The organism is Nocardia transvalensis NBRC 15921 (assembly GCF_000308875.1).
In the GTDB taxonomy this organism is placed as follows: Bacteria; Actinomycetota; Actinomycetes; order Mycobacteriales; family Mycobacteriaceae; genus Nocardia; species Nocardia transvalensis.
In genome coordinates this window covers 100,514-123,367 of the sequence record NZ_BAGL01000059.1, presented here as the reverse complement: position 1 = coordinate 123,367, position 22,854 = coordinate 100,514, and the positions used below count along the sequence as shown (strand labels likewise).

The window sequence follows — 22,854 nt, the reverse complement described above, 5'->3', positions numbered from 1 at the left end:
AGCTATGGTTGCGGGATGTGGATCGAGATCTCGATGGGGATCGTCCATGTCATCGTGCCGTTTGTGGGTAGGCGGGGTGGTTGATCGGGGATCGGGGGTGGGGTGAATTCCTCGCTGTTGCTTTGGGTGCCGAGGTTTATGACTGTGTCGATTCGGGTTCGGGTGGGTTCGGGGAGGGCGGGGGTCGCGGCGAGCTTGGTGAGGATGGCTGTGATTCGGATGCCTTCGTTGACGCTGATCGGGAGGGGTTGTCCGGCGGCGTCTTGTACCTGTCGCCAGGGGCCGCCCCAGTGGTGCAGGGCGATCACCTGCCAGTCGCTGTTGAACGCGGGTGATCCGGACGAGCCGGGCTCGGTGTCGGCGACGTAGTGCAGGACCTCGTCCAGTCGCGCCACGAGCCGGTTCTCTCGCAGGACAACCTCTTTCAGCCGGCCCATCGGGTGCTGGACGATGTTGGCGAACTCGCCGAGCATGTGTTTGTCCGGCGCGCTCGACAGCGGTACGAAGCCGAATTCGGCGAGGTCGCGGTCGCCGTCGATGCGGGCGCCGACCGCGACGATCGTGAAGTCGAGCCCGTCGACGTCGTCGGTGACGAACACCGAGGTGTCGATGGCGTACCGGGTCACCGGGCGCGGGCGTCCGGCGAGGTCGAGTTCGTAGTCGAATTCGAGGCAGAGCCGTTGCGCGGTCTCGGCATCCGGTATCACGTGATGGTTGGTGAGGAACAGCCCGGCGCCGATGAGGAAACCCGAGCCCTGCGGATTTCCGGTCCGGAACGCGACGCGGGCGACGGCCCGGGCCACCCGCGTGCCCTTCTCGAGAAATGCGACATTGACGAAATCCAGTGTGTCGCCGTAGATCTTCTCCGGCCGGTTGACCCGGGTGGCCGCCGCGACCGCCGCATCGGACAACGGCGCGTCGGCCGCCGGGAGCCCTTCGCCGCCCGGCCGCGCCGACTCGTGGATCACCGTGGCGGCCTGCTGCGCGTCGTCGGCGCTCAGCTCGCCACTCGTCTTCGCCTGCAACCGCGCGACGATGCGCCCGGGGTCCCGTTCGGCGGCGAACGGGTTGCCCTGCGCCGCCACGAGTATCGAATGCCGGATCTCGGCGGCGCTGCGGGCCAGCCGCTGCCGGGCGACGGCTTCCAGGTCGGTGCTCATCGGTCTAGGCGACGACGGTCCGGTCGCCTGCGTCCGCGAGTTGGCGTCGCGCCAGGTCTTTCGCGCATGCGGTCAACGCCGCCATCGCGTCGACCCGGCGGTAGCGCAGGCCGGAGTGCTGCACATTGTCCTGCTCGTCGTCGCCGTCGATGATGTCGACCGCGCTGCGGACCAGCCAGTCGCGAATCTCGCCGACGGCCGGCAGGGTCCCCGTGACCCGGACGCAGAAGTCCTGCAGCAGTGCGACGATGCCGGCGATCACCGGTGTCGCCTGGCTGGTGCCGTGCTGGATCGACTCGCCACGATCGTTGTTGATGCCCGACGAGGTGATCGGCGCACCGGGAGCGAAGATATCCGTCTCGCAGTCGCCGCCGACCTTGCGATGCAGTCGCTGGGAGAACGGGGTGATGCGATCGGCGGCCGTCGAGATCGCCTTCGCACCGGACTGGTAGCTGAATCCACCCTCGTCGGCATCGTATACCGCACCGACACTGAGGGTTTCGCGGAAGATCGCCGGATAGCTCATGCCCTGCGCGCTGCCGAACGCGAAGTAGTCGTTCCCGGCCGCGACGCAGCAGGCGACGCCGGCCTCCGTCAGCTGCCGCAGGAGCGCGCCGATCACATCGCCGCCGAGATCGGCGTCGGTGTCGCGGTTGTCCGATGCGCCCAGCGACATGCTGACCACCGAAATACCGTGCCGCGCACGGTTGTCGAGCACCCACTGCAGGGCGTCGCGGATCTGCTCGAAGCTGCCGCCGCCGGAGTTCGCGAGCACCTTCAACGCGACGAGCTTCGCGCGCGGCGCCATGCCGGTGTGGATGTCGCCGGCGCAGACGATGCCGGACACGTTGGTGCCGTGGCCGTTTCCGTCCGAGGCGTTCTCCCGGTCGCCGTTGTTGTCGGCGGTGAAGTTGCGCTGGGCGACCACCCGCCCCGCGAAGTCGACGTGCGTGGCGCGCACCCCGGTGTCGAGTACGGCCACCGTCGCGCGGGCGCCGTCGACGGTGAATGTGTTGCGCGCCTCGGCGGCCCGGACGAGCTGTGTCGCCTGGATGAGTTCGGGCAGCGCGGCCCGATCGTGCTGGATCGGCGGTTCGACCGGAACGACCTGCTGGGCGGCGAATGCTGAGGCGTCGACGTGTGTAGTCATGGGAATCCCCTCGAAGTGATCTGCGCGGACTCGAGCGCAGGAATAGTGTCCGCCGTCACATCGCGGTTGCATCGAGTAGCGCGCTACGCGCTTCCGGCGCGAACGGGCGGCCGCATGATCGGCGCGCGGCTCCGACGGGGATGTCGAGCCGACAGGTGGCCGAAAACCGCCAGTAGACAATTCCGCAAATCTGCACACCAAAAGTGGAACTTGTTCTAGATTTGGGGCATGGCCATTGTTCGCTCGATTCCGGGGACCGCCGAAGGTCGCCGCCGCCTCGCCCTGGACAGCCCCGTGGATCGGCGGCCGATCGACGAGATCGATGTCGCCGACGCCGCCGAGGTGGCGGCCGTGGTCGCGAAGGCGCACGCCGCGCAGCCGGCCTGGGCGGCGCGCGATGTCGGCGAGCGCGCCGACATCCTGCGCGCCGCGGTGCAGGTCCTGGTGAATCGCCGCGAGGAGATCATCGATACGGTGCACGCCGAGACCGGCAAACCGCGGGTCGAGGCGCTCACGATGGAAATCGTCGCCGGATGCGACTTCCTCAATCATTGGAGTGCCCGCGCCCGCCGCGACCTGCGCCCGCACCGGCAGCGGCTGCACGGGTATCTGCTGCCGATCAAGAAGCTCTACATCGACTACCAGCCGCTGGGCGTGATCGGCGTGATCACCCCGTGGAACGGGCCGTTCATCCTGTCGCTCAACCCGGTCGTGCAGGCGTTGCTGGCGGGCAACGCCGTCGTCCTCAAACCGTCGGAGGTGACGCCCCGCTCGGGCGAATGGGTGGTGCGAGTCCTGCGCGAGGCGGGCGTGCCCGACGATGTCGTCCAGGTGGTGCACGGCGACGGCGAGACCGGCGCCGCGCTGGTCGACGCGGATATCGACAAGGTGTGTTTCACCGGCAGCGTCGGCACCGGGCGCAAGATCGCCGCGGCGTGCGCGCAGCGGCTGCTGCCGTACACGCTGGAACTCGGCGGCAAGGACGCCATGATCGTCTGCGCCGACGCGGATCTCGAACGCGCGGCGGCGGGTGCGGTGTACCTGTCGATGTTCAACACCGGTCAGGTGTGCATGAGCACCGAGCGGATCTACGTGGTCGACAGTGTCGCCGACGAGTTCGTCCGGTTGGTGACGGAGAAGGCCTCGGCCGTCACCTACGGCCCGGGCGAGGCGGATATGGGACCGCTGTTCTGGGATCGCCAGGTCGAGGTGGTCACCAGGCATCTCGAGGATGCGAAGGCCAAGGGCGCCGATATCGTCGTCGGCGGTTCGCCCGCCGCCGGGAACGGCCTGTACTTCCAGCCCACCGTCGTCGTCGACGCCACGCACGAGATGCAGCTCATGACCGAGGAGACCTTCGGGCCGGTGGTCGCGATCACCCGCGTGCGCGACGAGGAGGAGGCGATCCGGTTCGCCAACGACTGCCGGTACGGATTGAGCGGTTCGGTCTTCACCCGGGACGCCGCCAAGGCCCGGCGGATCGCCGCCCGGCTGACCACGGGATCCGTGGTGCACAACGACGCGTCGGTCATCTACGGGGTGGCGGAGGCGCCGTTCGGCGGGCGGAAGGAGAGCGGCGTCGGCCAGGTCAACGGCACCGGCGCGCTGCGGGGATTCACCCACGCCCAGCCGGTGCTGATCGATCGGTGGCAGTCGAAGAAGGAAAGCGTCTGGTACCCGTACTCGGAGAAGACGATGCGCAATCTCGAGGCGGTGGTGCGGTACGGGTTCGGCACCCGGCTGGGGCGACGGTTCCTCTCCTGAGGGGCGGAACCTGTACCGACGCAGACGATTTCACAGAACGAAAGAGAACGAATGTCCCTGCACCCCTGCGAGCGCGTCGACGTGACCTTCGCCGCCACCGCGCCGCACCGATACTCCAACAGCGTCGAGCTGAACATCACCCCCGAGCAGGTGTTCGAGGTGCTCGCCGACGCCTCGGCCTGGCCGAAGTGGGCCACGGTGATCACCGGTGTCACCTGGACCAGCCCGGAGCCGCGCGGGATCGGCACCACGCGCACCGTCCGGATGCGTGCCGGCATCGTCGGCAACGAGGAGTTCCTCGCGTGGGAGCCCTACGCGCACATGGCTTTCCGGTTCAACGAGAGCTCCGTCCGCGGCATCACCGCGTTCGCGGAGGACTACCGCATCGTCCCCACCGCGACCGGCTGCCGCCTCACCTGGACGATGGCCATGGCCGGAGACCGCCCGACGTCCGTATCGCTCCGGCTCTTCGGGCCCCTGATGAACGCGACGTTCCGGTACTTCCTCCGCAAACTGCGCACGCTCACCGACGAGCGTTTCGCCGTGGCGCTGCGCTGAGAGGTCCGCGGGGAGGTCATACCGTCGGCTCACCGGGGTCGGCCCAGAGGGTCATCGGCACCATCGTGGCGCTGTGGCCCGCCGAATCCAGTACGTGGCCCATGCGTTTGATGAATCGCAGGACGAGGGACGTGCCGACGATCGTCAGCCGCGGCGCCTCCGCGGACAAGCGCGATTCGACCACGAGTACCTCGTGGACGCTGGGCAGGGAGAACCCGACGGCGAGATTCGGCTCGCCGCCGGATACCCGCATACAGACGCGGGCGCCGGGTATCCGCAGCAGTGCCTCGACGGTGGTCCGATCGTTCGGATCGGCGCGTGCCCACAGCCACATGCCCACCGGCCAGTTCGACAGGGACAGCGCCAGATCGCAGCGCAGCACCAGCTGACCGGCGGTGATCATGCCGTCGAGGCGGCGGCGAACCGTGCTGATGCTCAGGCCGGTTTCGTGCGCGAGTTCGGCCAGCGGGGTGCGGCCGTCGTGTCCCAGCCGCAGGACGAGCGTGCGGTCGGCGGCATCGAGCGGGCGCGGCGCCGGTGATCGCGCGGGCCACGGCCGCACACCGTCCATGAGCCGGGCTCGCTGCGCGGCATCGAGGGCATTGAGCTGCCATTGGTCGCCCATCCGATAGACCCGGGTCACCAGCATCGTGCTCGTCGCGGCCACGCCCGGGACTGCGGACAGCGACTCCAGCAGCAGCCGCGACAGCGCGCCCAGGCTCGGAACGGCGATCAGCAGCGACAGATCGTGACCTCCGCTGATGTGCTCGACGCTGAGGACGTGCGGCCAGCGGGCGAGCCGCTGCGCGGTGTCGTTCACCGTCCCGTTGGCGCAATTGACCAGGACGATTGCCTGGCAGGCATCGGGGACGCCGGTAGCGCGCCCGCCGACCCAGGCCGCGCGGGCCTGGCCGAGTCGTCGCCAGCGCCGTGCCACGGTGACGGGGTCGACCTCGAGGGCCGCACCGATCCGCTGCCAGGTGGCGCGCGGGGCGATCTCGAGGCAGTTGATCAGCGCCAGATCCAGCTCGTCCAGGACGATGTCATGATCCTGCATCCGCACCCCGATTTTTCGAAGATCCTGCGAATTTACCCAAACTTCGACAGGTCTCACCATCCTGTCACGATTCCGCACGACAGGAAGGACCCGGCAATGCGCGCATCGCAGAAAACGCCTGGGCGGCAACACGATCTGGTCCGGCTACGCCGAGAGTTGCACGCCGACCCCGAGATCGGGCTCGAACTGCCACGCACCCGCCGCCGTGTGCTGGACGCGCTCGACGGTCTGCCCCTCGAGATCACCGCCGGCCGCGATATCGGGTCGGTGACGGCCGTGCTCCGCGGCGGCCGTCCCGGACCGGCCGTGCTGCTGCGCGGCGATATGGACGCGCTGCCGCTGACCGAACTCACCGGCCTCGATTACGCCGCGCGCAACGGCGCGATGCATGCCTGCGGGCACGACCTGCACACCGCGATGCTGGTCGGCGCCGCCCGAATTCTCTGCGCACGAAGGGATCAGCTCCACGGCGACGTCGTCTTCATGTTCCAGCCCGGTGAGGAGGGCGCGGACGGTGCGGCGAAGATGATCGCCGAGGGAGTGCTGGAGGCGGCGGGCGCTCCGCCCGTGGCGGCCTACGCGATACACGTGATGTCGGCGCGCTTTCCGCACGGGACGTTCACCACCCGCCGCGGGGCCCTGATGGCCGGCGCCGACCTGCTGTCGGTGACGGTGCACGGTACGGGCGGTCACGGGTCGGCGCCGCATCTGGCCGGCGATCCGATCCCGGCCGCCGCCGCGCTGGTCGGCGCCCTGCCCGGACTCCTCACCCGCACAGTCGATCCCGCCGATACGGCGGTGCTGACCATCGGCGCCATCCACGCCGGCGACGCCGGGAACGTCCTCGCGGATCGCGCCGAACTGCGGGGCACGCTGCGCTGGCACGATCCACGCACCCGCGATGCGCTGCGCGGCGGTTTCGTCGAACTGTCCCGATCGATCGCCCGAGCGCACGGTGTGACCGCCGATCCGGAGGTGGTCGGATATCTCGACGTCACGGCCAACGAACCCGACGAGGCCGACTTCGCCGCAGCGGTGGCCACCGCCGTGCACGGCGCCGACCGGTATCGCGATCTGCCGCAACCACTGTGCGCCGGCGAGGATTTCTGCCGGATCCTGGAACGGGTGCCGGGCGCGATGATCCTGCTCGGCGCGTGTCCGCCGGACGTCGATCCGGCGCACGCCTTCGACAACCATTCGCCCTACGCGGTTTTCGACGATTCGGTGCTCGCCGACGGTGCGCTGCTGTACGCCGAGATCGCCGCCCGCAGACTCACCGCCTGAAGGCCGCTCATGTCTTAGCTCACCCCGGCCGCGCAGACCGGCCACTCCGATATCGACACCGATCCCGCCGCGGCGGACAGGAAATCCCGCCCGGTTCGCACGCTCGTCTCGACCGGCGTCGGCAACGCACTCGAATGGTACGACTGGGCGATATTCGGAACCTTCTCACCGTTCTTCGCTCACGAGTTCTTCCCCGCCCGCACCGGCACCCTGGCGCTGCTATCGGCGCTGATCGTCTTCGCCGTCGGTTTCGTCATCCGGCCGATCGGCAGCCTGGCGTTCGGCCGGCTCGCCGACCGGAGGGGACGGCGGTCCGCGCTGGTCGGATCCGTCGCCCTCGCCGCGGGCGGCAGCCTGCTGATCGGCGTCGCGCCCACCCACGCCGTCGCCGGCATCGCGGCGCCGGCCCTGCTCGTCGTCGCACGGCTCGCGCAGGGGCTCGGACACGGTGGTGAAATGCCCGCCGTGCAAACCTATCTCGCCGAATTCGCCCCGGCGGGACGGCGGGGTCGGTGGGCCAGTTTCATCTACGTGTCCGGTACGAGCGGGATCGTGGCGGCGACCATGCTGGGCGCCGGGCTCTCCGGGCTGCTCGATGCCGGGCAGATGGCGTCCTGGGGCTGGCGGACCCCGTTCGTGACCGGCGGTGTGGTGGGCATCTACACCCTCGTGATGCGATGGCGGCTGCCCGAGAGCCACGCCGTGACTCGGGAGACCGCCCGGAGCGGCCTCGGGCGCGAACTGTGGGCGCGGCGAGCCGACTGCGCCCGGACCTTCGGGCTGACCATCGGCGGCACCGTCGCCTTCTACCTGTGGGTGATCGGAACTCCGGCGAGAGTGGTTGCCGCACATCATATTCCGGCGTCTCAGGCGCTGTGGATCAGCGTGCTCACCTCGATCGTCCTGATCGCGGTGATACCGCTGTTCGGAATGCTCTCGGACCGGATCGGGCGGCGGCCGGTGTTGCTGCTGTCCTTCCTCGGCACCGCCGCCGTGGTCTTCCCGGCCATGGCGCTTCTCGACGGTAATGCCTGGCAGCTGACCCTCGCCCTGGTGCCGGCGATGGTGTTCCTGGCGCCGTTCGCCGCGATCGTTCCGGCGGTATACGCGGAACTTTTTCCGGCCGGTGTCCGCGCTACCGGAAGCGGTCTCGGCGCGGCCCTGGCCACCGCCTTGTTCGGTGGCACCGCTCCCTACCTGCAGACGTGGCTGACCGACGCCGGTCACGCGAACCTGTTCGCCGGGTACGTCTGTGGCCTCTTGCTGGTAAGCGCGGCGGTCGTCGCGTGGACGCCGGAGACCCGGGGCCTGCCCCTCGCCTGAGCCGCGGTCCCGTCGGGTCGATCAGGCCGGCGCGGGCGCGGGTGGCCGTGGCTTCCGTGCGCCGATGAGCGGGTTGAACCTGCCGGTGGTTCAGGGGTGTTCGGCGCGGAATGCGTTGAGCAGCATCGTGATCAGATCGTCGAGGTAGCCGGGCTCGAGCGGGGCGTCGCTGATGGTCAGCCGCCAGTAGAGCGGGCCGGCGAGGAAGTCCAGGGCGAGGGGGATGTTCAGGTCGCGGGGGAGTTCGCCGCGGTCGATGCCGCGCCGCAGGAGTTCGGCGGCGCGTTCTCGCCGGGCGCCGCCGATGCCCTCCGCGAGGCTCGCGGCCAGCGCCGGTTCGCGGCCCGCCTCGGCGAGGAGGTCGGGGATGATCTTCGAGGCGAGGGGGTGGCGGAGCCCGTCGGCCGCGGCGGTCAGGTAGGCGTGGAGATCGCCGCGCAGAGTTCCGGTGTCGGGGGTGTCGGCGGCCGCGACCGCCACCTTGGTGATGAGGTCCAGCGCCATAGCCTGTTTGGAGGGCCAGCGGCGGTAGACCGCGGCCTTGCCGGCGCCCGCGCGCCGGGCCACTGCCTCGATGGACAGGCGTCCGTATCCGGCCGCGGCGAGTTCCTCGAAGAACGCGCTCGCGAGGGCGTCGGTCAGCGCGTCCTGGAGAACCGGGCCGCCGGAGGTGCGGCGTGCGGGGGTGGCCATGCACCGCACGCTACCACGAGACGGAACGGTTGCGTCTCGTCTAATTCGGGACTACCGTTTCTCCGTAGGCGAGACGGTACCGTTCCGGCTCGGCAAATGGAAGCGGAGAGCCATGAAGTTCCTGTTCGACGACGAGTCCTTCTCCTTCGAGACCCTGCGCACCGCCTGTTTCGCCGGCTACGGCGGCGCCGACCTGGGCGAGGTGCTAGTGACCGCCCGTGCCATCGGCGACGGCGACGAGGCGTCGTGGCACCGGGAGTGGCGGGCCACGGCCGAGCGGGTGGAGGCGGCCGGGCGGCGCGCGCTGGCGGGCGGCCACCGCGTCAGCGCTCGCGAGGACCTGCTGCGGGCCTCGAACTACTACCGCACCAGCGAGTTCTACCTGCGCGACAACCCGTTCGACGACACCGACGCCAAAGATGCCTCCCAGCGCGCCCGGGCTACCTTCGCCGCCGCCGCGGAGCTGATGGACACACCGGTCGAGGCCGTCGCCATACCGTACGAGGACACCACGCTGCCGGGCTACCTGTTCCTGGTCGACGACTCCGGAATTCCGCGTCCCACAGTCGTTTTCACGAGCGGCTTCGATTCGATCGTCGAGGAGGCGTACGTCGCCGTCGCCGCCGCGGCCTTGCGCCGGGGATACAACTGCCTCGCCTACGACGGGCCCGGCCAGGGGGCGGCGCTGCGCGAACAGCGGCTGTTCTTCCGGCCCGACTGGGAGCACGTGCTCACCCCCGTGATCGACTACGCCTACACCCGGCCCGAGATCGATCGTGACCGGATCGCGCTGCACGGCTACAGCCTCGGCGGATTGCTCGTAGCCCGGGCCGCCGCTTTCGAGCACCGCGTCGCCGCGGTGGTCGCCGACGGCGGACTCTACGACTATCACGCCGTCAACCTGGGCGCGTGCCCGCCGTTCCTCGCGGAGTGGGTGACGGATCGCCTCGACGATCGGTCCGAACCGGTCCTCGCGGCCCTGACGGCCGCCGACACCGCCATCCGCTGGGCGCTGCGCAACGGGAAGTGGACCTTCGGCGCGGACTCCTTCTCGGACTACCTGCGCCGCACCGAGGGCTACAGCCTGGCCGCGGTCGCGCACCGGATCACCGCCCCGACCCTGATCTTCGACCCCGAGAACGACATGTTCGCCGGCGAGCCGGAACGTCTGCACCGTGCGCTGCGATGTCCGTCGACCCTGATCAGCCTCCCCGAGAACGAAGGCGCGGGCGAACACTGCTCCTACGGCGGACGGGCAACGCTGCACCAGCACATGTTCGACTGGCTGGACGAGACCCTGCCGCGGGCGTGAACGGCCGGAAACGGATCACACCGTGGCGAGATACCTTGTCCAGCTGCGGTATTCGGTGATGTCGGTGGCGCTGCCGGTGGCGTCGTGGGTGGCGGTGAAGCCGGTGACGGTGCGGCCGTCGTCGAGGTCGACGGCGGTCAGGGCCATGGGGGCGGGGAGGCCGGCGAGGAAGCGGCCGAGGGCGGCCTCCGACAGCAGGTACAGTTCCCCGGCGATCGGGGCTCCGCGGCCGGGTTCGGTGCGGACGAGACCGGGTTTGGGCGGTGTGGTGTCCAGGGCGGTGAGCCGGTAGGCGTCCGTGGTGTGGACGGCGCCGGTGAAGCGGGCGCCGAGTTGTTCGAGTTGCCAGTGCAGCGGCTGCCCGCGCAGGTGCGCCCCGAAGACGGCGAGGGGTACGCCGCGATCGACGAGAAGCGGTGCGGGAGTGTGGTTTCGGAGCCGGGCGGCGATATCGACGGCGATCTGGTCGGCGAAGGCGGGGACGACGACCATGACACCGAACGGGGTCGCCTCGGCCGTGGGCGCGCCCGGGACGGCGACGGCGGCCATATCCAGGAGGTTGCAGAAGTTGGTATACGTACCCAGCCGCCGGTTGATTCCGGTCGGGTCGGCGGCGACGGCGTCGAGGGTCGGATGTTCGGTGGTGGTCGGCAGTAGTAGCGCGTCGACGGATTCCAGCAGCTGGGCGGCATCGGCGCGGGCGCGGGCGAGGGTGCCGAGGTCGGTGGCGAAGGCGGGCCCGGTGGTACGCGCGGCGGCGGTGATGATGGCGGCGACGGTGGGATCGGCTCCGGCGGGGCGGGTGTCGAGGAATGCGCCGACGGCGGCGTAGCGCTCGGCGACGATCGCGCCGTCGTAGAGCAGCCGCGCGGCGTCGAGCAGGGCGGTGATGTCGACGGTGTCGACCTTGCATCCGGCGTCGACGGCCGCGGCGACGGTGCGGTCGAACGCGTCGCGGTAGCCGCTGCTCAATGCGGTGAGGTTGATCTCGGCCGGGATCCCGAGGCGGGGCTGGCGGGGCGCGGCGAGGCGGGTGTCGGCGGGCCAGCGACGGCTGCGCGGATCCCGCGCCGTGGGTCCGGCCATGATCGCGGCCGCGGTGGCGGCGAGGTCGAGGCCGGCGGCGAAGACGGTGACGGCGTCGTAGTCGGCGCAGGCGGGGACGACGCCGTCGGCGGGTACGACGCCGAGGGTGGCCTTGATGCCGACGAGGCCCTGGAAAGCGGCGGGGACGCGACCGGAACCCGCTGTGTCGGTGCCGATTCCGATATCGGCGATCCCGAGCGCGACGGCGACGGCCGATCCGGAGCTGGACCCGCCGGAGATCAGGTCCGGGTGGTGCGCGTTGCGGACGGCGCCGTAGGGGCTGCGGGTGCCGACGAGTCCGGTGGCGAACTGGTCGAGGTTGGTCTTGCCCAGCACCACCGCCCCGGCATCGATCAGCCGCTGCACCGCGGTGGCGGTGTCGGCTGGGGTGTAGGCGAATTCGGGACAGGCGGCGGTGGTGGGCAGCCCGGCGACGTCGACGTTGTCCTTCACCGCCACGAGCAGGCCCGCCAGCGGCAGGTCCGCGCCCGCGGCGAGACGCCGTTCGACGGCGGCGGCGTCGTCGGTCACGTCGGCCCGATCGCGCAGGGTGATCCAGACCTCCGGCCGGTCGGCCGCGGCGAGACGGGCGTAGGCGGCGGCCACGCGCGCGGTCGGTGTGCCGGGCCCGCCCGCGGCGCCGGTGTGGACATTCGAACTCATCGACTACTCCTGTTCGTCCGCGAGGGACATCGCCACGATCGCGCGCGTGACCCGGTCGACCACGACATCGAGCGATTCCCCGATATGCGCGCGCAGCAACCCGTGCGCGCGCGGAAGATCCTCGGCCAGAACGGCATCCACGATCGCCAGGTGCTCCTCGATCGTGACCTCGATGCGATTGTTGACCATGAAATCGAACATCCGGACATGCCGGATACGGGCGTTCACCGCGGTCAGCGCCCGCACCAGCTCCCGATTGCCCGACGCGGCCAGCAACGCGACGTGGAACTGCTCGTCGACCACCACGAACCCGGGTTCCTGGGCCGGTGGATCCGCTCGCAATGCCAGCCAGCGCCGCCGCTCGGCGTCCAGGACTTCGCGATCGTGACGCACCGACGGATTGACGATCGCGCGCTCGATACCGCTGAGCTCCAACGCGATCCGCAACTCGTAGAGGTCGCGGATCAACGGGATGCTCGGCCGCACCGGGCTGAACCCGATCTCCTCGCGCCGCAGTAACCCGTCCGAGCACAGCATCGCCAGCGCCTCCCGCGCCGGCGTCCGCGAAATCCCGAACCGCGCCGACACTTTCGGCTCGGTCAGCCGATGCCCGAACTTGATCCGTCCGTTCATCAACTCGTCCCGCAACGCGGAATACACCACATCACGCAACGGCCCGGACCCAGCGCCCGAACGCGTATCCACTGTGGTCGACATACCTGTATACGCTATGGACCAGGCATTTCCTGGAAGTCACGGAAGGTAAAGAGCAGGTTAGAAATACCTCACCAGCCCGGTGCCGTCGGCTGTTGCGGGGCCGGGGGGTCGGCGTAGGGGCGCCAGGTGGAGATCGCCCAGACCACGACCAGGTCGAGGATGATCGTGACTACGGACCACCACGGGGCGTAGGGCAGTGAGAGGAAGGCGGCGATGATGGAGAGGGCGGCGACGGCGATGGCGAAGACGCGGGCCCAGCTTGCCGCGACCATCAGGCCGAAGGCGACCAGGACGCCGATGATCCCGAGCACGATGTGCACCCAGCCCCAGGTGGTCAGGTTCATCTGGTAGCTGTACTCGGGGACGGCGAGGAATACCTGGTCGTCGGCGACGGCCGAAATCCCTTGCAGGATGGACAGAATGCTGCCGAGGAGCAGGATGACGGCGGCGAACATGGTGATTCCCGCGGCGAAACCCTGCCGTATCGGATGCGGTTCGTACGGGTTGGTCGTCATGCGATCGCCTTCTCCTCGGGCCGGATGTCAGTGCAGCAGTTGCGCTTTGGCGGCGGCGAACTCCTCGTCGGAGAGCACCCCGGAGGCGTGCAGCCGGCCGAGGTGTTGCAGCTTCTCCACCAGGTCGTCCTCGGGCGGGGCCGGGGCGGCGGGTGGCGGTGGGGCGTACTGCGCCTGCTGTTGCGCGTAGGCCTGCTGTTCGGCGCCGCGTTGTTGCGCGCGCCGGTCGACGGCATTGGCGGTGGCCCTCGCCGTTCCCGCGACGACGGCGGTGCGCGCGATCGTGCCGAGAAGTCCCGGCCTGCCGATGCGTCCGGCTCGAAACACCATGGAACGACTCCGTTCTCAGGAGGGGGCGAGCGCCGCGTCGACGGCGTCTCGGGGAACCTGGACGTGCAGGGCGAGTTCGCCGCCCGCCACGGCGACGGTCCCGGCGAGCCGGCGGGCCCAGGTCTGCTCGTACACCACGACGACGGCCGAGGTGCCCGGGTCCATCGTGTCGCGGATCATGTCGAGGTCGGCGTCGCTGACCAGGCCGAGCGGTTCGACGGCGAGCCCGTCGAGGCCCACCTCGTGCAGCGGTTCGTCGATCTCGACCTGTACGAGGTCGCCGCTGTCGTCCTTCGCGAGGTAGATCAGGTCGATGAGGGTCGCGTGCCCGCCGTCCACCACCTCCCGGAGGGCATCGACCACCGGCGCGGCGATGCGCGTGCCGGGAAAGGTCAGTACCGCCAGCTCCACTGGACCCAGACCGTGGTTCGCCATGGCCCGAATCCTCCGGACCGAGCGGCCGGCACGCATCATCCGATCCGGGTGAACCCGCACGGCGCTCACCTCGAGCGGGTGATGAGTATCCCCGCCGAGTGCGGCAGAGTCGGTGCTCGGAAGGAGCCGGATATGACACCCTCGCCGGACGACCATCCGATGCGGCAGGGCCTGGCGGCGGGCACCTCGATCGTCGCCGGAATCCTGTTGCTCACCGGGGGTCTGCTGTCGCTGTTCCAGGGGATCTCGGCGGTCGCGGACGACGATCTGTTCGTGGCGGGCGCCGACTACGTCTACCGATTCGACGTCACCGCGTGGGGCTGGATCCATATCGTGCTCGGTGTGCTGCTCGCGCTCAGCGCGGGCGGCCTGATCGCGGGCACCGCGTGGGGCCGGATCGTCGCGATCATCGTCGCCGCCTTGTCGATCATGGGCAATTTCCTGTGGCTGCCGTATTACCCGGGGTGGTCGATGCTGGTCATCGCGCTCGACGTCGTGATCATCTGGGCCGTCGCCACCTGGCGGCCACAGACCTGACGTTCGATCACCGATTTCACCCTGGCGGTATGAGGAGTGCAGACGAGGGTGTCGTTAGCGTGGCCGGAATGGGCTCCGTCCTGGGCGATCTACTCCCCGTCGCGGTGGGTGTGGCGATCTCGCCGATACCGATCGTCGCGGTGATCCTGGTGATCCTGTCCAATGATTCCGCCGGGGCCAGTACCGGATTCGCGGCCGGATGGACGGCCGGCATCGCGTTGGTGACGACGGTGATCGTGCTGCTCGCCAATACGCTCGGCGGCACGACCGCACGGGAACCGTCGGCGGCCGTGTCCTGGATCAAGATCGTGCTGGGTGCGCTGCTGCTGGTACTGGCGGCCGCGCAGTGGCGCGACCGATCCGACGCCACCCCGCCGCGATGGATGCGGGCGATCGACCAGCTCACGCCACTTCGCGCCCTGGGCCTGGGGGCGGTGCTGTCGGCGCTGAACCCGAAGAATCTGCTGCTGTGCGTATCGGCGGGGTTGGTGATCGGCGGTAGCGGTCTCGGAAGTGGTGCGAAGGCCGTCGCGATCGTCGTCTTCACCGCGCTCGCCGCGGCCACCGTGCTCGCGGTCGTCGTCGGTTACGCACTGGCCGCGGACCGGCTGCGCGGGACGCTCGATTCCGCGCGAGAATGGTTGCAGGCCAACAACCACGCGGTATTGGCCATCGTGCTCGTGGTGATGGGCGCCGTGGTGCTGGGCAAAGGTATCGGCGGCCTGTGATGGCGCGGGCGCCGGTCTTCGAATCGCTGCGGGGGTATCGGAGGCAGTGGGTGCGCCCGGACGTGCTCGCCGGGCTGACCGTGTGGGCGGTGCTGGTTCCGGAGGCGCTGGCCTACGCGTCGATCGCGGGGGTGCCGCCGGTCACGGGCCTGTACGCCGCGGTCCCGGCCCTGGTTCTCTACGCGCTGGCGGGGAGTTCGCGGCATCTGGTGGTGGGCCCGATGTCGGCGACGGCCGCGCTGTCGGCGGCGATCGTGACGCCGATGGCCGGGGCCGACGGCGGCCGCTATCTGGCGCTGTCGACGGCGCTCGCGATCGCGACGGGGCTGGCGGGGCTGCTGGCCGGGCTCGTCCGGCTGGGGTTCGTCGCGTCGTTCATCTCCGAACCCGTCCTCAAAGGCTTCATCGTCGGGCTGGCGCTCACCATCATCGTCGGCCAGATCCCGAAACTGCTCGGCATCGGCAAACACGACGGCAACTTCTTCGAGCAGGCCTGGGGCGTGCTGACCCACCTGGGCGAAACCCAGTGGCGCACAGTGCTCCTGGGACTGCTGAGCCTGGCGGTGGTGCTGGGGTTGAAGCGGTGGCTGCCGCTGGTACCGGGGTCGCTGCTGGCCGTCGTGCTGGGTATCGCCGCGGTCGCGGTCTTCGATCTGGACGACAAGGGCGTCGACATCGTCGGCCACATAGATTCCGGCCTGCCCTCGGTGGGTCTGCCGGGCGGCGTCGAATTCCACGACTATCTCGACCTGGCCGGCCCGGCGCTGGGCGTGCTGCTCATCGGTTTCGCGGAAGGTCTGGGCGCGGCGAAAACCTATGCGGCCAAGGCGGGGTACACGGTGGACGCCAACCGGGAGCTGTTCGGGCTGGGCGCGGCCGATCTCGGCTCGGGACTGGCCTCGGGCATGGTCGTCAACGGCAGCCTGTCCAAGACCGCGGTCAACGGCTCGGCCGGGGCGAAGACACAGGTCAGTGGACTCGTGGTGGCGGCGCTGACCGTCCTGACGCTGCTGTTTCTGACCGGGCTGTTCGAGAAGCTCCCCGAGGCGACCCTGGCCGGTGTGGTCATCGCCGCGGTCATCGAACTCGTCGATATCGAGGCGCTGCGGCGGCTGTACCGGGTGTGGACACGGCGGCTCGGCGCCATCTACGGCCCGGCGGCCCGCGCCGACTTCACCGCGGCCATGGCGGCCGTGCTCGGCGTCCTGCTGTTCGACACCCTGCCCGGCCTGCTGATCGGCATCGGCATCTCCATACTGCTGCTGGTCTACCGCACCTCCCGGCCGCAGGTCGTCCCGCTCGCCCGCCACGGCACGCTGTGGTTGAACGCCGATCGGCACCCGGACGCGGCGCACCGTCCGGACCTGCTGGTGGTCCGGGTCGAATCCGGGCTGTTCTTCGCCAACGCCGATCATGTCCGGCAGCGCGTCGAGCAGCTGTGCACCGAGCGGACGCGCCTCGTCGTCCTCGACGCCGAAACCTCGCCGACCGTCGACGTCACCGCCGCGGCCATGCTCGACGACCTGCGCGACACCCTCGCCCGCCGCGGCATCGACTTCCGTATCGCCCGGTCCATCGGCCAATTCGGTGACGAGCTGACCACCGCGGAGACCGGCGACACCCCGATCGGGGTGTATCCGACCGTCACCGCGGCCGTCGCCGACCTGCCCGAACCACCCTCGAGCTGATCCACCCCGCCAGTCCGTTCGACGCGAGGAGCAGATCATGGGTGACCTGTTTGCCCGGCTGGCCCCGGAAATCGTGGGGCTGCTGATCACGCCCGGCGCCATCGCCGGCTGCATCCTGCTGCTGCACTCGCGCGAACCGATCCGCAACCCCCTGGCGTTCGGCGGCGCGTTCCTGCTCGCCTACACGCTGATCGCCGCCTCGGCCCTGCTCGGCGGCGCCTCGGAGCCCGGATCCACCTCGACCGGTACCTCGTCGGCCGCCGGCCTCGCCGTCGGACTGCTGTTCCTGGCCGCCGGCGCCTGGATCGCGACGCGTCCCCGCCAGGCCGTGCCGAGCGCGCCGAAATGGCTGACGCAGCTCCGAACCGCCGATCCGCGAAAGGCATTCGTCGTCGGGCTGGTCTTCGCGATCCTCAATCCCAACCTGTTCATCATGATGTCCGGAATGAGCGTCATCTCCAGCTCGCACGTCGGAGCCGGCCCGGCCCTCCTCGCCGTCGTGCTGCTGTTGCTCGCGGCCGTGCTCGACTTCCTCGTCCCGATCGCCGTCTACCTCGCGCTGGGCGCCCGCGCCCGCACGGCCCTCGACGGCGCGGAAGCCTGGATGATCCGCAACAACCGCTCCACGACGATGGCGGTCCTGTTCGGCTTCGGCATCCTGTTCACCCTCCGGGGCATCGTCAACCTGAGCTGAGGAGCACCCCGCCGATCAGCGCGGCAGGGGATGCGCCTGGAAGAAGTCCCAGATCATCTGGTTGGCGTCGATCGTGGTCGTGGTGGCGCCGGTGAACTGGACGGGGCTGGGGAGTGAGCCGCCGGGCCAGGTGTGGCCGCCGTCGCGGACCGAATAGAGCTCCACCGCACCGTCGGCCGGGCACGAATAGCTGGTCAGGTCGACATCGGAGGTGACCTGCTGCTGCGCGGGCGGACCGGCACAGCCGTTGCGGCGTGCCCATGCCTCGGCGTTGGCGGGGATGCTCTGGGGTCCGGGGCCGCCGACCGCCGGGCCGTCGCGTTGCTCGGTGACCGATCCACTGCCGTCGGGGGACGGCAGGAGCCGGGCGTTGGGTCCGACGCCGCCGGTGTAGGCGACGATCGGGTCGGCGGTGCCGTGGAAGGCGATGACTGGTACCGGCCGGGTCGGGTGGCACCAGGAGAAGTCCTGTAGTCCGGCCACGGGGGCCACGGCCGCGATGCGATCCGAGAGTTGGCATGCCAGTGCGGACGTGGTGAACGCGCCCATCGAGAGCCCGGCGACGTAGACCCGGCGTTGATCGATGCACAGGGTCGATTCCGCGTGGGTGAGCAGGTCGGACAGGTACCGGATGTCGGTGGCGCCGGGTTCGAAGTTCCAGCGGGGGAAGCCGGGTTCGTCGAGTGCCGGTGTGATGGTGGCGAATCCGTGCCTGCTCCCGAAGTCGCCGAGACCGCTGCTCACGCGTTCGATTTCGGCGGGCTCGAGATAGCCGTGCAGGTCCACGACCAGCGGCGTGGGACGGTCGGCGGCCAGCGGGACATCGAGAAGGTAGTGCCCCGCCCGGTCCGGTGTGGCGAACTGCCGGATCGACAGACCCGGATCCGGGTGTGCCGCACCGCATCCCGCCGAGGGCTCCGGGGCGGCAGCGTCCGGCTGCGCCGCGGCGTCGGTGGTGGTGAGCGCGCCGGCGACCGCCATGGTCACGGCGACGGTTCCGGCGATGCGGCGCAGCGCGCGTCCGGATCTCCTCGCCGGAGTCTTGGTTCTGAGCATGAGAAGCATGTTCTCACCGATGAGCCGGAGAATCACAGGTTTCCTGTTATTTGTCGTCGTTCACAACGCAATCGCGTTCGCGCCCTGAGGAAGACGCGACGCGCCGACCTACCTAGGTGTGTACCGATGCTCCCCGTACGCCGATGGCCAACGATGTGGGCGTCGCGGGATTCGGACTCGCCACTGCCTAGGAGGGGTTCTTGGTCACACCGTCATGGTCCGATGGGCCCGGTAGCGGGACGGTCACGCACCATTCGTCGCCGGTCGACCTCGATGAGGTCCGGGTGCCGCTGTACGCCCCCGAATTCGCCGCCGATCCGCATGGGGCATACCGATCTATGCGCGCCGCGTACGGCTCACTGGTACCGGTCGAACTCGCGCCGGGGGTTCCCGCCACCCTGGTCGTCGGCTATCGGGTCGCCTTGCGGATCCTGCACGATCCGGAGCATTTCCCGGCGGATCCGCGGATGTGGGAGCGGCGTATCCCCGCCGACTGCCCGGTGCTGCCGGTCCTGCAATGGCGCCCGAACGCCTTGCGCAACACCGGAGACGAGCACGCGCGATACCGCCAGGTGAACGCCGACGGTATCGATGCGGTCGATCTGCACGCCATGCATGCCACGGTCGAGCGGATCGCGAGCACGCTCGTCGGGGAATTCGCCCCGACGGGTAGCGCGGATCTGATCGCGCGGTACGCGTTCCCGCTGGCGTTCGCCGCCATCAACGCGATGCTCGGCTGTCCGGCCGAGATCGGTGAGCGGATCGCGGCCGCCACGCTGGCCGTTTTCGACGGTTCCGATGCGCAGGAGGGCAATCGCAAGCTGACCGATGCCGTCTCGGAACTGATCGATCTCAAGCGGACGACGCCGGGTGATGACATCGCCACGAGGTTGATCACGCATCCGGCCGCGTTGTCGGTCGAGGAGATCGTGCATCAGATCGTCGTCCTGTACGGCGCGGGAATCGAGCCGCTGCAGAACCTGATCGGCAATGCGCTGCTGCTCGTGCTCACCGACGACCGGTTCGCCGGTTCCATACTCAGCGGCAGCCTGTCGACCCGTGACGCATTGGACGAGGTGCTGTTCGACGACCCGCCGATGGCGAACTTCTCGGTCACCTATCCGCGGCAGCCGATCCTGATCGACGGCGTATGGCTGCCCGCGGACGAACCCGTGGTCGTCAGCCTCGCGGCCTGTAACAACGATCCGGTCGTCGGCGTCGCCCACCAGGCCGGGAACCGATCCCACCTGGCGTGGGGCGCCGGGCCGCACGCGTGCCCCGCCCGCTCGGCCGCCTACCTGATCGCGCAGGACGCGGTCGATCAGCTTCTCGACCTGCTGCCGGAGCTGACCTTGGCGGTTCCGGCGCACGAATTGTCCTGGCGTCCAGGGCCTTTCCATCGTGCGCTGGCGGCGCTGCCGGTCGTGTTCCCGCCCGCGGCCGTCCGCGTGACGGGCTGAACCGGCGTGGTCAGGCGTCGCGGCCGCGTGCGATGCGGCCGCGGTGAGCGTCGGGGACCAGCGGGCCGATGTCGTCGCGGGAGCTGATCATGAGTTTCCGCAGGATGGACGCCATCTGTGCGTCGACGGTGCGGTGTGAGCTGCCGCGGCGCGCGGCGATGGCGCTGTTGGGCCACCCCGAGGCGGCGAGGAGCGCGACGTCGCGTTCGGCGGCGGACAGGTGCTGCCACGGCTCGGGGCGTCCGGCGCGTGGCACGCGGTCGTCGTTCACCCGCTGTTTCGGCGCGGCGCCGAGTGCGAGCTGGGGCACCCTGGTCAGCGGCGGGCGCAGCGCAGCGCCCTCGTTCCAGGCGGCGTCGAATCGCGTCCGGCCGAGCGCCTTCCGGGTGACCGCGGTGGCCTCGTCGTTCTCCGCGGCGAACGGTCCCAGGTGCGCGATGTCCACGCCGAGTTCCCGGCGCAGCGCGGCCGCGCCGCCGAGCAGCCGCGCGGTTTCCACCGCGGTCTCGGCGGAACGGGACTTGGGTCCGGCGGTGGCCGGGATGCGCGCCAGGGCCCACGCCCGCGTGTGCACGGCCCATGTGGTGCCCCAGGAATCACGCATCGCGATCTGACGGGTGAGGGCGGCGTGTCCGGTGGCCAGCGCCTCGGCCGGGTCGCCGTGTTTGGTGTGGGCGATCATCCAGGCGAGTTCGGCCCAGGACTTCGCCCATTCGGCGCCGGAGCGGGTGGCGTTGCCGAGATGGCGTCCGGTGACCTCGAGCGCCTGCCCGGCATCGCCGAGGAAGGCGGCGGCCAGCGCCTCGAACAGTTCGCTCATCGCGGCGCTGCCGGAATCCGCTGCCGCGGTGAACTTCTCGCGAGCGCGGGCGAATACGCTCAGCGCGCGGTCATCCCGATCCAGCAGCAGCAGCGCGCTGCCGGTGGCGAATTCGACCGGTGCGGGCATCTCGGCCGTCGCGATCGGATCCGCGCGCCAGGCCGCCGCGGCGCCGGGTTCGGGCAGGCAGGCGGCGATACAGCGCTCGAGCATGCTCTCGGCCTGATCCGGAAGTCCTTGGCACATACCGATCCAGGCCGCCGACGCCATCGCCGCGATCTGTAGTTCGGTCGGTTCCGGATCGGCCCGGCGCGTGGCCTCCAGCGTCCGCTCGGTCCAGCGCCGGGATTCCCGCAGGGAGCCCTTGAAGAACGGCACCCGCAGCGCGGTCATCGCGGTCGCGATCTCGAGGCCGACCACGGCCTCGGTGGGTGTGACCAGGCTGCCGTCGATGGCGATCAGCAGATTGTCCCAGGCGGCGCGGGCCCATGCCAGCAGTTGCCGCTCCCGATCGCTGAACCAGCCGCCCGCGGCGGCGGTGATCTTGTCCCGGTAGTAGCGGCGATGGCGGTCGGCCAGGCGTTGCGGATCGCCGGGCGCGCGTTCCGACAGGCGATCCCGCGCGAAGACGCGGAAGCTCTCCAGCAGGGAATAGCGCACCGTCTCCGCGGTCATATGCGTCAGGATCAGCGATTGGTCGGCCAGGCGTTCCAGCAGGATCTCGATGTCGCCGGGGTCGAGGTCCGCGCCGGTCGGGTCCGGGCCGGAACATATCGTCTCGATCGCCTCCAGGTCCGCTCCGGTGTCGGGGACGGAACCGCCGTCGGCGTCGTCGGGGTTGGCGTCGAATCCGGTGGCGAAGACCGACATTCGCTCGAAGAGCAGCCGCTCCGCGCCGGTGCACAGATCGAACGACCAGGCGATGACATCCGCGATACCGCGATGCCGTTCGTCGACGCCGCCGCGCGTGACCGTCGGCCAGCGCAGCCGGCGGTCGGTCGCCGCGCCGGTGAGATCGCCGGCGATCATCGACAGCGGCTGGCGGCGCAGCCGCGCGGCGGCCAGCCGGATGTGCAGCGGGCAGTTGTGCAGATGCTCGCAGATCTCCTCGGCGACGGCCGCCTGATCGTTCCCGATGGTGTGCCCGGTGAGTTCCGCGCGGCGGCGGAACAGGTCGAGCGCCTGCCGGCGGGTCAGCGGGGGAACGGTGATCAGCCGCTCGTCGGCCCATTCGAGGGGTTCCCGGCTGGTCGCGATCACGCTCAGGCCCGGCACGGCGTCCAGCAGGTCGGTGATCACCGCGCTCGCGCCGGCCAGGAGGTGCTCGCAGTTGTCCATGATCAGGACGGTCTGCATCGCGCGGCCGGTGCGCGTGCGGCGATCGAGGGTATCGAGGAGGGTGCGCCGTGCCGACCGCCCGGAGAAGTCGGTATCGATCACCGACCGCGCCACCTCGTCCTCGATCTCGGCGGGGTCGGCGTCGCGGGGCAGGCGCGCCAGCCGCACCCAGCGCACGGGGGCGTTGCGCGCCCGGTGGAACCGTTGCGTCGCTTCGCCGACCAGCCGGGTCTTGCCGATTCCGCCGGAGCCGGTCACGGTGAGCAGGCGGACGGAGCCCAGTAACAGTTCGGTGATCTGTTCGAGTTCGCGCTCGCGGCCGATGAACTCATCGGCGGTTGTCGACAGAGTCCCCCCGAAACCCGGACGGTGCGGTCGCATGTCGAACGACTCTAGCCGGTGGCCCGCACCTGGTGAAGCGAGCCGCATACCTACGTTTCCGGGCGGGCTCTACCGATGCTCGTCGTTGCCCGCGGGGTCAGGCTG

21 protein-coding genes are annotated in these 22,854 nt (G+C 70.0%); 10 read left to right on the top strand and 11 right to left on the bottom strand.

The genetic code is table 11. The annotated features are described in order from the left end of the window. Positions 1 to 2: 2 nt before the first annotated feature. Both ON41_RS39195 and ON41_RS20250 read right to left on the bottom strand, forming a co-directional pair. A complete protein-coding gene (locus ON41_RS39195) occupies positions 3 to 1,160 on the bottom strand; it encodes a trypsin-like serine peptidase (RefSeq protein ID WP_051161995.1) in 1,158 nt (385 codons plus the stop codon). 4 nt (positions 1,161 to 1,164) lie between these two features. Further along, positions 1,165 to 2,310, bottom strand: coding sequence for a S8 family serine peptidase (locus tag ON41_RS20250; RefSeq protein ID WP_051161993.1), 1,146 nt, complete (start codon positions 2,308 to 2,310; stop codon positions 1,165 to 1,167). A 228-nt stretch (positions 2,311 to 2,538) separates the two neighbouring features. Here ON41_RS20250 and ON41_RS20245 point away from each other — a divergent pair, with 228 nt between their 5' ends. Both ON41_RS20245 and ON41_RS20240 read left to right on the top strand, forming a co-directional pair. Further along, a complete protein-coding gene (locus ON41_RS20245; RefSeq protein ID WP_040749254.1) occupies positions 2,539 to 4,074 on the top strand; it encodes an aldehyde dehydrogenase family protein in 1,536 nt (511 codons plus the stop codon). A 57-nt stretch (positions 4,075 to 4,131) separates the two neighbouring features. Then, a complete protein-coding gene (locus ON41_RS20240; RefSeq protein ID WP_085995736.1) occupies positions 4,132 to 4,632 on the top strand; it encodes an SRPBCC family protein in 501 nt (166 codons plus the stop codon). Positions 4,633 to 4,648: 16 nt separating this feature from the next. Here ON41_RS20240 and ON41_RS20235 read toward each other — a convergent pair whose 3' ends face one another. After that, positions 4,649 to 5,689, bottom strand: coding sequence for an Lrp/AsnC family transcriptional regulator (locus tag ON41_RS20235; RefSeq protein ID WP_040749252.1), 1,041 nt, complete (start codon positions 5,687 to 5,689; stop codon positions 4,649 to 4,651). 96 nt (positions 5,690 to 5,785) lie between these two features. Between ON41_RS20235 and ON41_RS20230 the strand changes: the two genes are divergently transcribed. Both ON41_RS20230 and ON41_RS20225 read left to right on the top strand, forming a co-directional pair. Beyond that, complete coding sequence (locus ON41_RS20230) at positions 5,786 to 6,973, top strand: M20 metallopeptidase family protein (RefSeq protein ID WP_040749251.1); 1,188 nt, start codon at positions 5,786 to 5,788, stop codon at positions 6,971 to 6,973. A 51-nt stretch (positions 6,974 to 7,024) separates the two neighbouring features. After that, complete coding sequence (locus ON41_RS20225; protein ID WP_040749250.1) at positions 7,025 to 8,296, top strand: MFS transporter; 1,272 nt, start codon at positions 7,025 to 7,027, stop codon at positions 8,294 to 8,296. Positions 8,297 to 8,386: 90 nt separating this feature from the next. Here the strand turns inward: ON41_RS20225 and ON41_RS20220 are convergent, their stop codons facing one another. Then, complete coding sequence (locus ON41_RS20220; protein ID WP_040749249.1) at positions 8,387 to 8,989, bottom strand: TetR-like C-terminal domain-containing protein; 603 nt, start codon at positions 8,987 to 8,989, stop codon at positions 8,387 to 8,389. Positions 8,990 to 9,101: 112 nt separating this feature from the next. Between ON41_RS20220 and ON41_RS20215 the strand changes: the two genes are divergently transcribed. Next, the gene (locus ON41_RS20215; RefSeq protein ID WP_040749248.1) at positions 9,102 to 10,301 is read left to right on the top strand and encodes an alpha/beta hydrolase family protein; all 1,200 of its coding nucleotides are present in this window, start codon (positions 9,102 to 9,104) and stop codon (positions 10,299 to 10,301) included. Positions 10,302 to 10,316: 15 nt separating this feature from the next. Here ON41_RS20215 and atzF read toward each other — a convergent pair whose 3' ends face one another. The 5 genes from atzF to ON41_RS20190 all read right to left on the bottom strand — a co-directional run bounded on the left by atzF (position 10,317) and on the right by ON41_RS20190 (position 14,047). Further along, a complete protein-coding gene (gene atzF, locus ON41_RS20210; RefSeq protein WP_051161990.1) occupies positions 10,317 to 12,050 on the bottom strand; it encodes an allophanate hydrolase in 1,734 nt (577 codons plus the stop codon). A gap of 3 nt (positions 12,051 to 12,053) precedes the next feature. After that, positions 12,054 to 12,767 (bottom strand): GntR family transcriptional regulator, encoded by a 714-nt coding sequence (locus tag ON41_RS20205; RefSeq protein WP_051161988.1) that lies wholly within the window; start codon positions 12,765 to 12,767, stop codon positions 12,054 to 12,056. Between the two features lie 68 nt (positions 12,768 to 12,835). After that, the gene (locus ON41_RS20200) at positions 12,836 to 13,282 is read right to left on the bottom strand and encodes a DUF7144 family membrane protein (protein ID WP_051161986.1); all 447 of its coding nucleotides are present in this window, start codon (positions 13,280 to 13,282) and stop codon (positions 12,836 to 12,838) included. A gap of 27 nt (positions 13,283 to 13,309) precedes the next feature. Then, complete coding sequence (locus ON41_RS20195) at positions 13,310 to 13,612, bottom strand: SHOCT domain-containing protein (protein WP_040749247.1); 303 nt, start codon at positions 13,610 to 13,612, stop codon at positions 13,310 to 13,312. Positions 13,613 to 13,627: 15 nt separating this feature from the next. Continuing rightward, positions 13,628 to 14,047 (bottom strand): DUF6325 family protein, encoded by a 420-nt coding sequence (locus tag ON41_RS20190; protein ID WP_040749246.1) that lies wholly within the window; start codon positions 14,045 to 14,047, stop codon positions 13,628 to 13,630. Between the two features lie 132 nt (positions 14,048 to 14,179). Between ON41_RS20190 and ON41_RS20185 the strand changes: the two genes are divergently transcribed. From ON41_RS20185 to ON41_RS20170, 4 genes are all read left to right on the top strand, one after another. Beyond that, entirely contained in the window at positions 14,180 to 14,584 is a 405-nt protein-coding gene (locus ON41_RS20185) for a DUF7144 family membrane protein (protein WP_040749245.1), read from the top strand. A 68-nt stretch (positions 14,585 to 14,652) separates the two neighbouring features. After that, positions 14,653 to 15,312: a GAP family protein gene (locus ON41_RS20180; RefSeq protein WP_040749244.1), complete on the top strand. Its 660-nt coding sequence runs from the start codon at positions 14,653 to 14,655 to the stop codon at positions 15,310 to 15,312. After that, complete coding sequence (locus tag ON41_RS20175; RefSeq protein WP_040749243.1) at positions 15,312 to 17,000, top strand: SulP family inorganic anion transporter; 1,689 nt, start codon at positions 15,312 to 15,314, stop codon at positions 16,998 to 17,000. The genes ON41_RS20180 and ON41_RS20175 overlap by 1 nt, the downstream gene beginning before the upstream one ends. Positions 17,001 to 17,037: 37 nt before the next feature. Further along, the gene (locus ON41_RS20170; RefSeq protein WP_040749242.1) at positions 17,038 to 17,694 is read left to right on the top strand and encodes a GAP family protein; all 657 of its coding nucleotides are present in this window, start codon (positions 17,038 to 17,040) and stop codon (positions 17,692 to 17,694) included. Between the two features lie 15 nt (positions 17,695 to 17,709). Here the strand turns inward: ON41_RS20170 and ON41_RS39190 are convergent, their stop codons facing one another. Next, a complete protein-coding gene (locus ON41_RS39190; RefSeq protein WP_169336498.1) occupies positions 17,710 to 18,750 on the bottom strand; it encodes a CE1 family esterase in 1,041 nt (346 codons plus the stop codon). Between the two features lie 200 nt (positions 18,751 to 18,950). Between ON41_RS39190 and ON41_RS20160 the strand changes: the two genes are divergently transcribed. After that, on the top strand, positions 18,951 to 20,210 hold the full coding sequence (locus ON41_RS20160) for a cytochrome P450 family protein (protein WP_040749241.1): 1,260 nt from the start codon (positions 18,951 to 18,953) through the stop codon (positions 20,208 to 20,210). 10 nt (positions 20,211 to 20,220) lie between these two features. Here the strand turns inward: ON41_RS20160 and ON41_RS20155 are convergent, their stop codons facing one another. Further along, complete coding sequence (locus tag ON41_RS20155; RefSeq protein ID WP_040749240.1) at positions 20,221 to 22,749, bottom strand: ATP-binding protein; 2,529 nt, start codon at positions 22,747 to 22,749, stop codon at positions 20,221 to 20,223. Positions 22,750 to 22,854 lie beyond the last annotated feature (105 nt).

Bases quoted from the DNA above. Each gene is read 5' to 3' on its own strand.
- ON41_RS39190 (WP_169336498.1), bottom strand. From the start codon at position 18,750: ATGCTCAGAACCAAGACTCCGGCGAGGAGATCCGGACGCGCGCTGCGC.
- ON41_RS20195 (WP_040749247.1), bottom strand. From the start codon at position 13,612: ATGGTGTTTCGAGCCGGACGCATCGGCAGGCCGGGACTTCTCGGCACG.
- ON41_RS20245 (WP_040749254.1), top strand. From the start codon at position 2,539: ATGGCCATTGTTCGCTCGATTCCGGGGACCGCCGAAGGTCGCCGCCGC.
- atzF (WP_051161990.1), bottom strand. From the start codon at position 12,050: ATGAGTTCGAATGTCCACACCGGCGCCGCGGGCGGGCCCGGCACACCG.
- ON41_RS20200 (WP_051161986.1), bottom strand. From the start codon at position 13,282: ATGACGACCAACCCGTACGAACCGCATCCGATACGGCAGGGTTTCGCC.
- ON41_RS20185 (WP_040749245.1), top strand. From the start codon at position 14,180: ATGACACCCTCGCCGGACGACCATCCGATGCGGCAGGGCCTGGCGGCG.
- ON41_RS20205 (WP_051161988.1), bottom strand. From the start codon at position 12,767: ATGTCGACCACAGTGGATACGCGTTCGGGCGCTGGGTCCGGGCCGTTG.
- ON41_RS20175 (WP_040749243.1), top strand. From the start codon at position 15,312: ATGGCGCGGGCGCCGGTCTTCGAATCGCTGCGGGGGTATCGGAGGCAG.
- ON41_RS20190 (WP_040749246.1), bottom strand. From the start codon at position 14,047: ATGGCGAACCACGGTCTGGGTCCAGTGGAGCTGGCGGTACTGACCTTT.
- ON41_RS20170 (WP_040749242.1), top strand. From the start codon at position 17,038: ATGGGTGACCTGTTTGCCCGGCTGGCCCCGGAAATCGTGGGGCTGCTG.
- ON41_RS20155 (WP_040749240.1), bottom strand. From the start codon at position 22,749: ATGCGACCGCACCGTCCGGGTTTCGGGGGGACTCTGTCGACAACCGCC.
- ON41_RS39195 (WP_051161995.1), bottom strand. From the start codon at position 1,160: ATGAGCACCGACCTGGAAGCCGTCGCCCGGCAGCGGCTGGCCCGCAGC.
- ON41_RS20230 (WP_040749251.1), top strand. From the start codon at position 5,786: ATGCGCGCATCGCAGAAAACGCCTGGGCGGCAACACGATCTGGTCCGG.
- ON41_RS20220 (WP_040749249.1), bottom strand. From the start codon at position 8,989: ATGGCCACCCCCGCACGCCGCACCTCCGGCGGCCCGGTTCTCCAGGAC.
- ON41_RS20250 (WP_051161993.1), bottom strand. From the start codon at position 2,310: ATGACTACACACGTCGACGCCTCAGCATTCGCCGCCCAGCAGGTCGTT.
- ON41_RS20215 (WP_040749248.1), top strand. From the start codon at position 9,102: ATGAAGTTCCTGTTCGACGACGAGTCCTTCTCCTTCGAGACCCTGCGC.
- ON41_RS20180 (WP_040749244.1), top strand. From the start codon at position 14,653: ATGGGCTCCGTCCTGGGCGATCTACTCCCCGTCGCGGTGGGTGTGGCG.
- ON41_RS20235 (WP_040749252.1), bottom strand. From the start codon at position 5,689: ATGCAGGATCATGACATCGTCCTGGACGAGCTGGATCTGGCGCTGATC.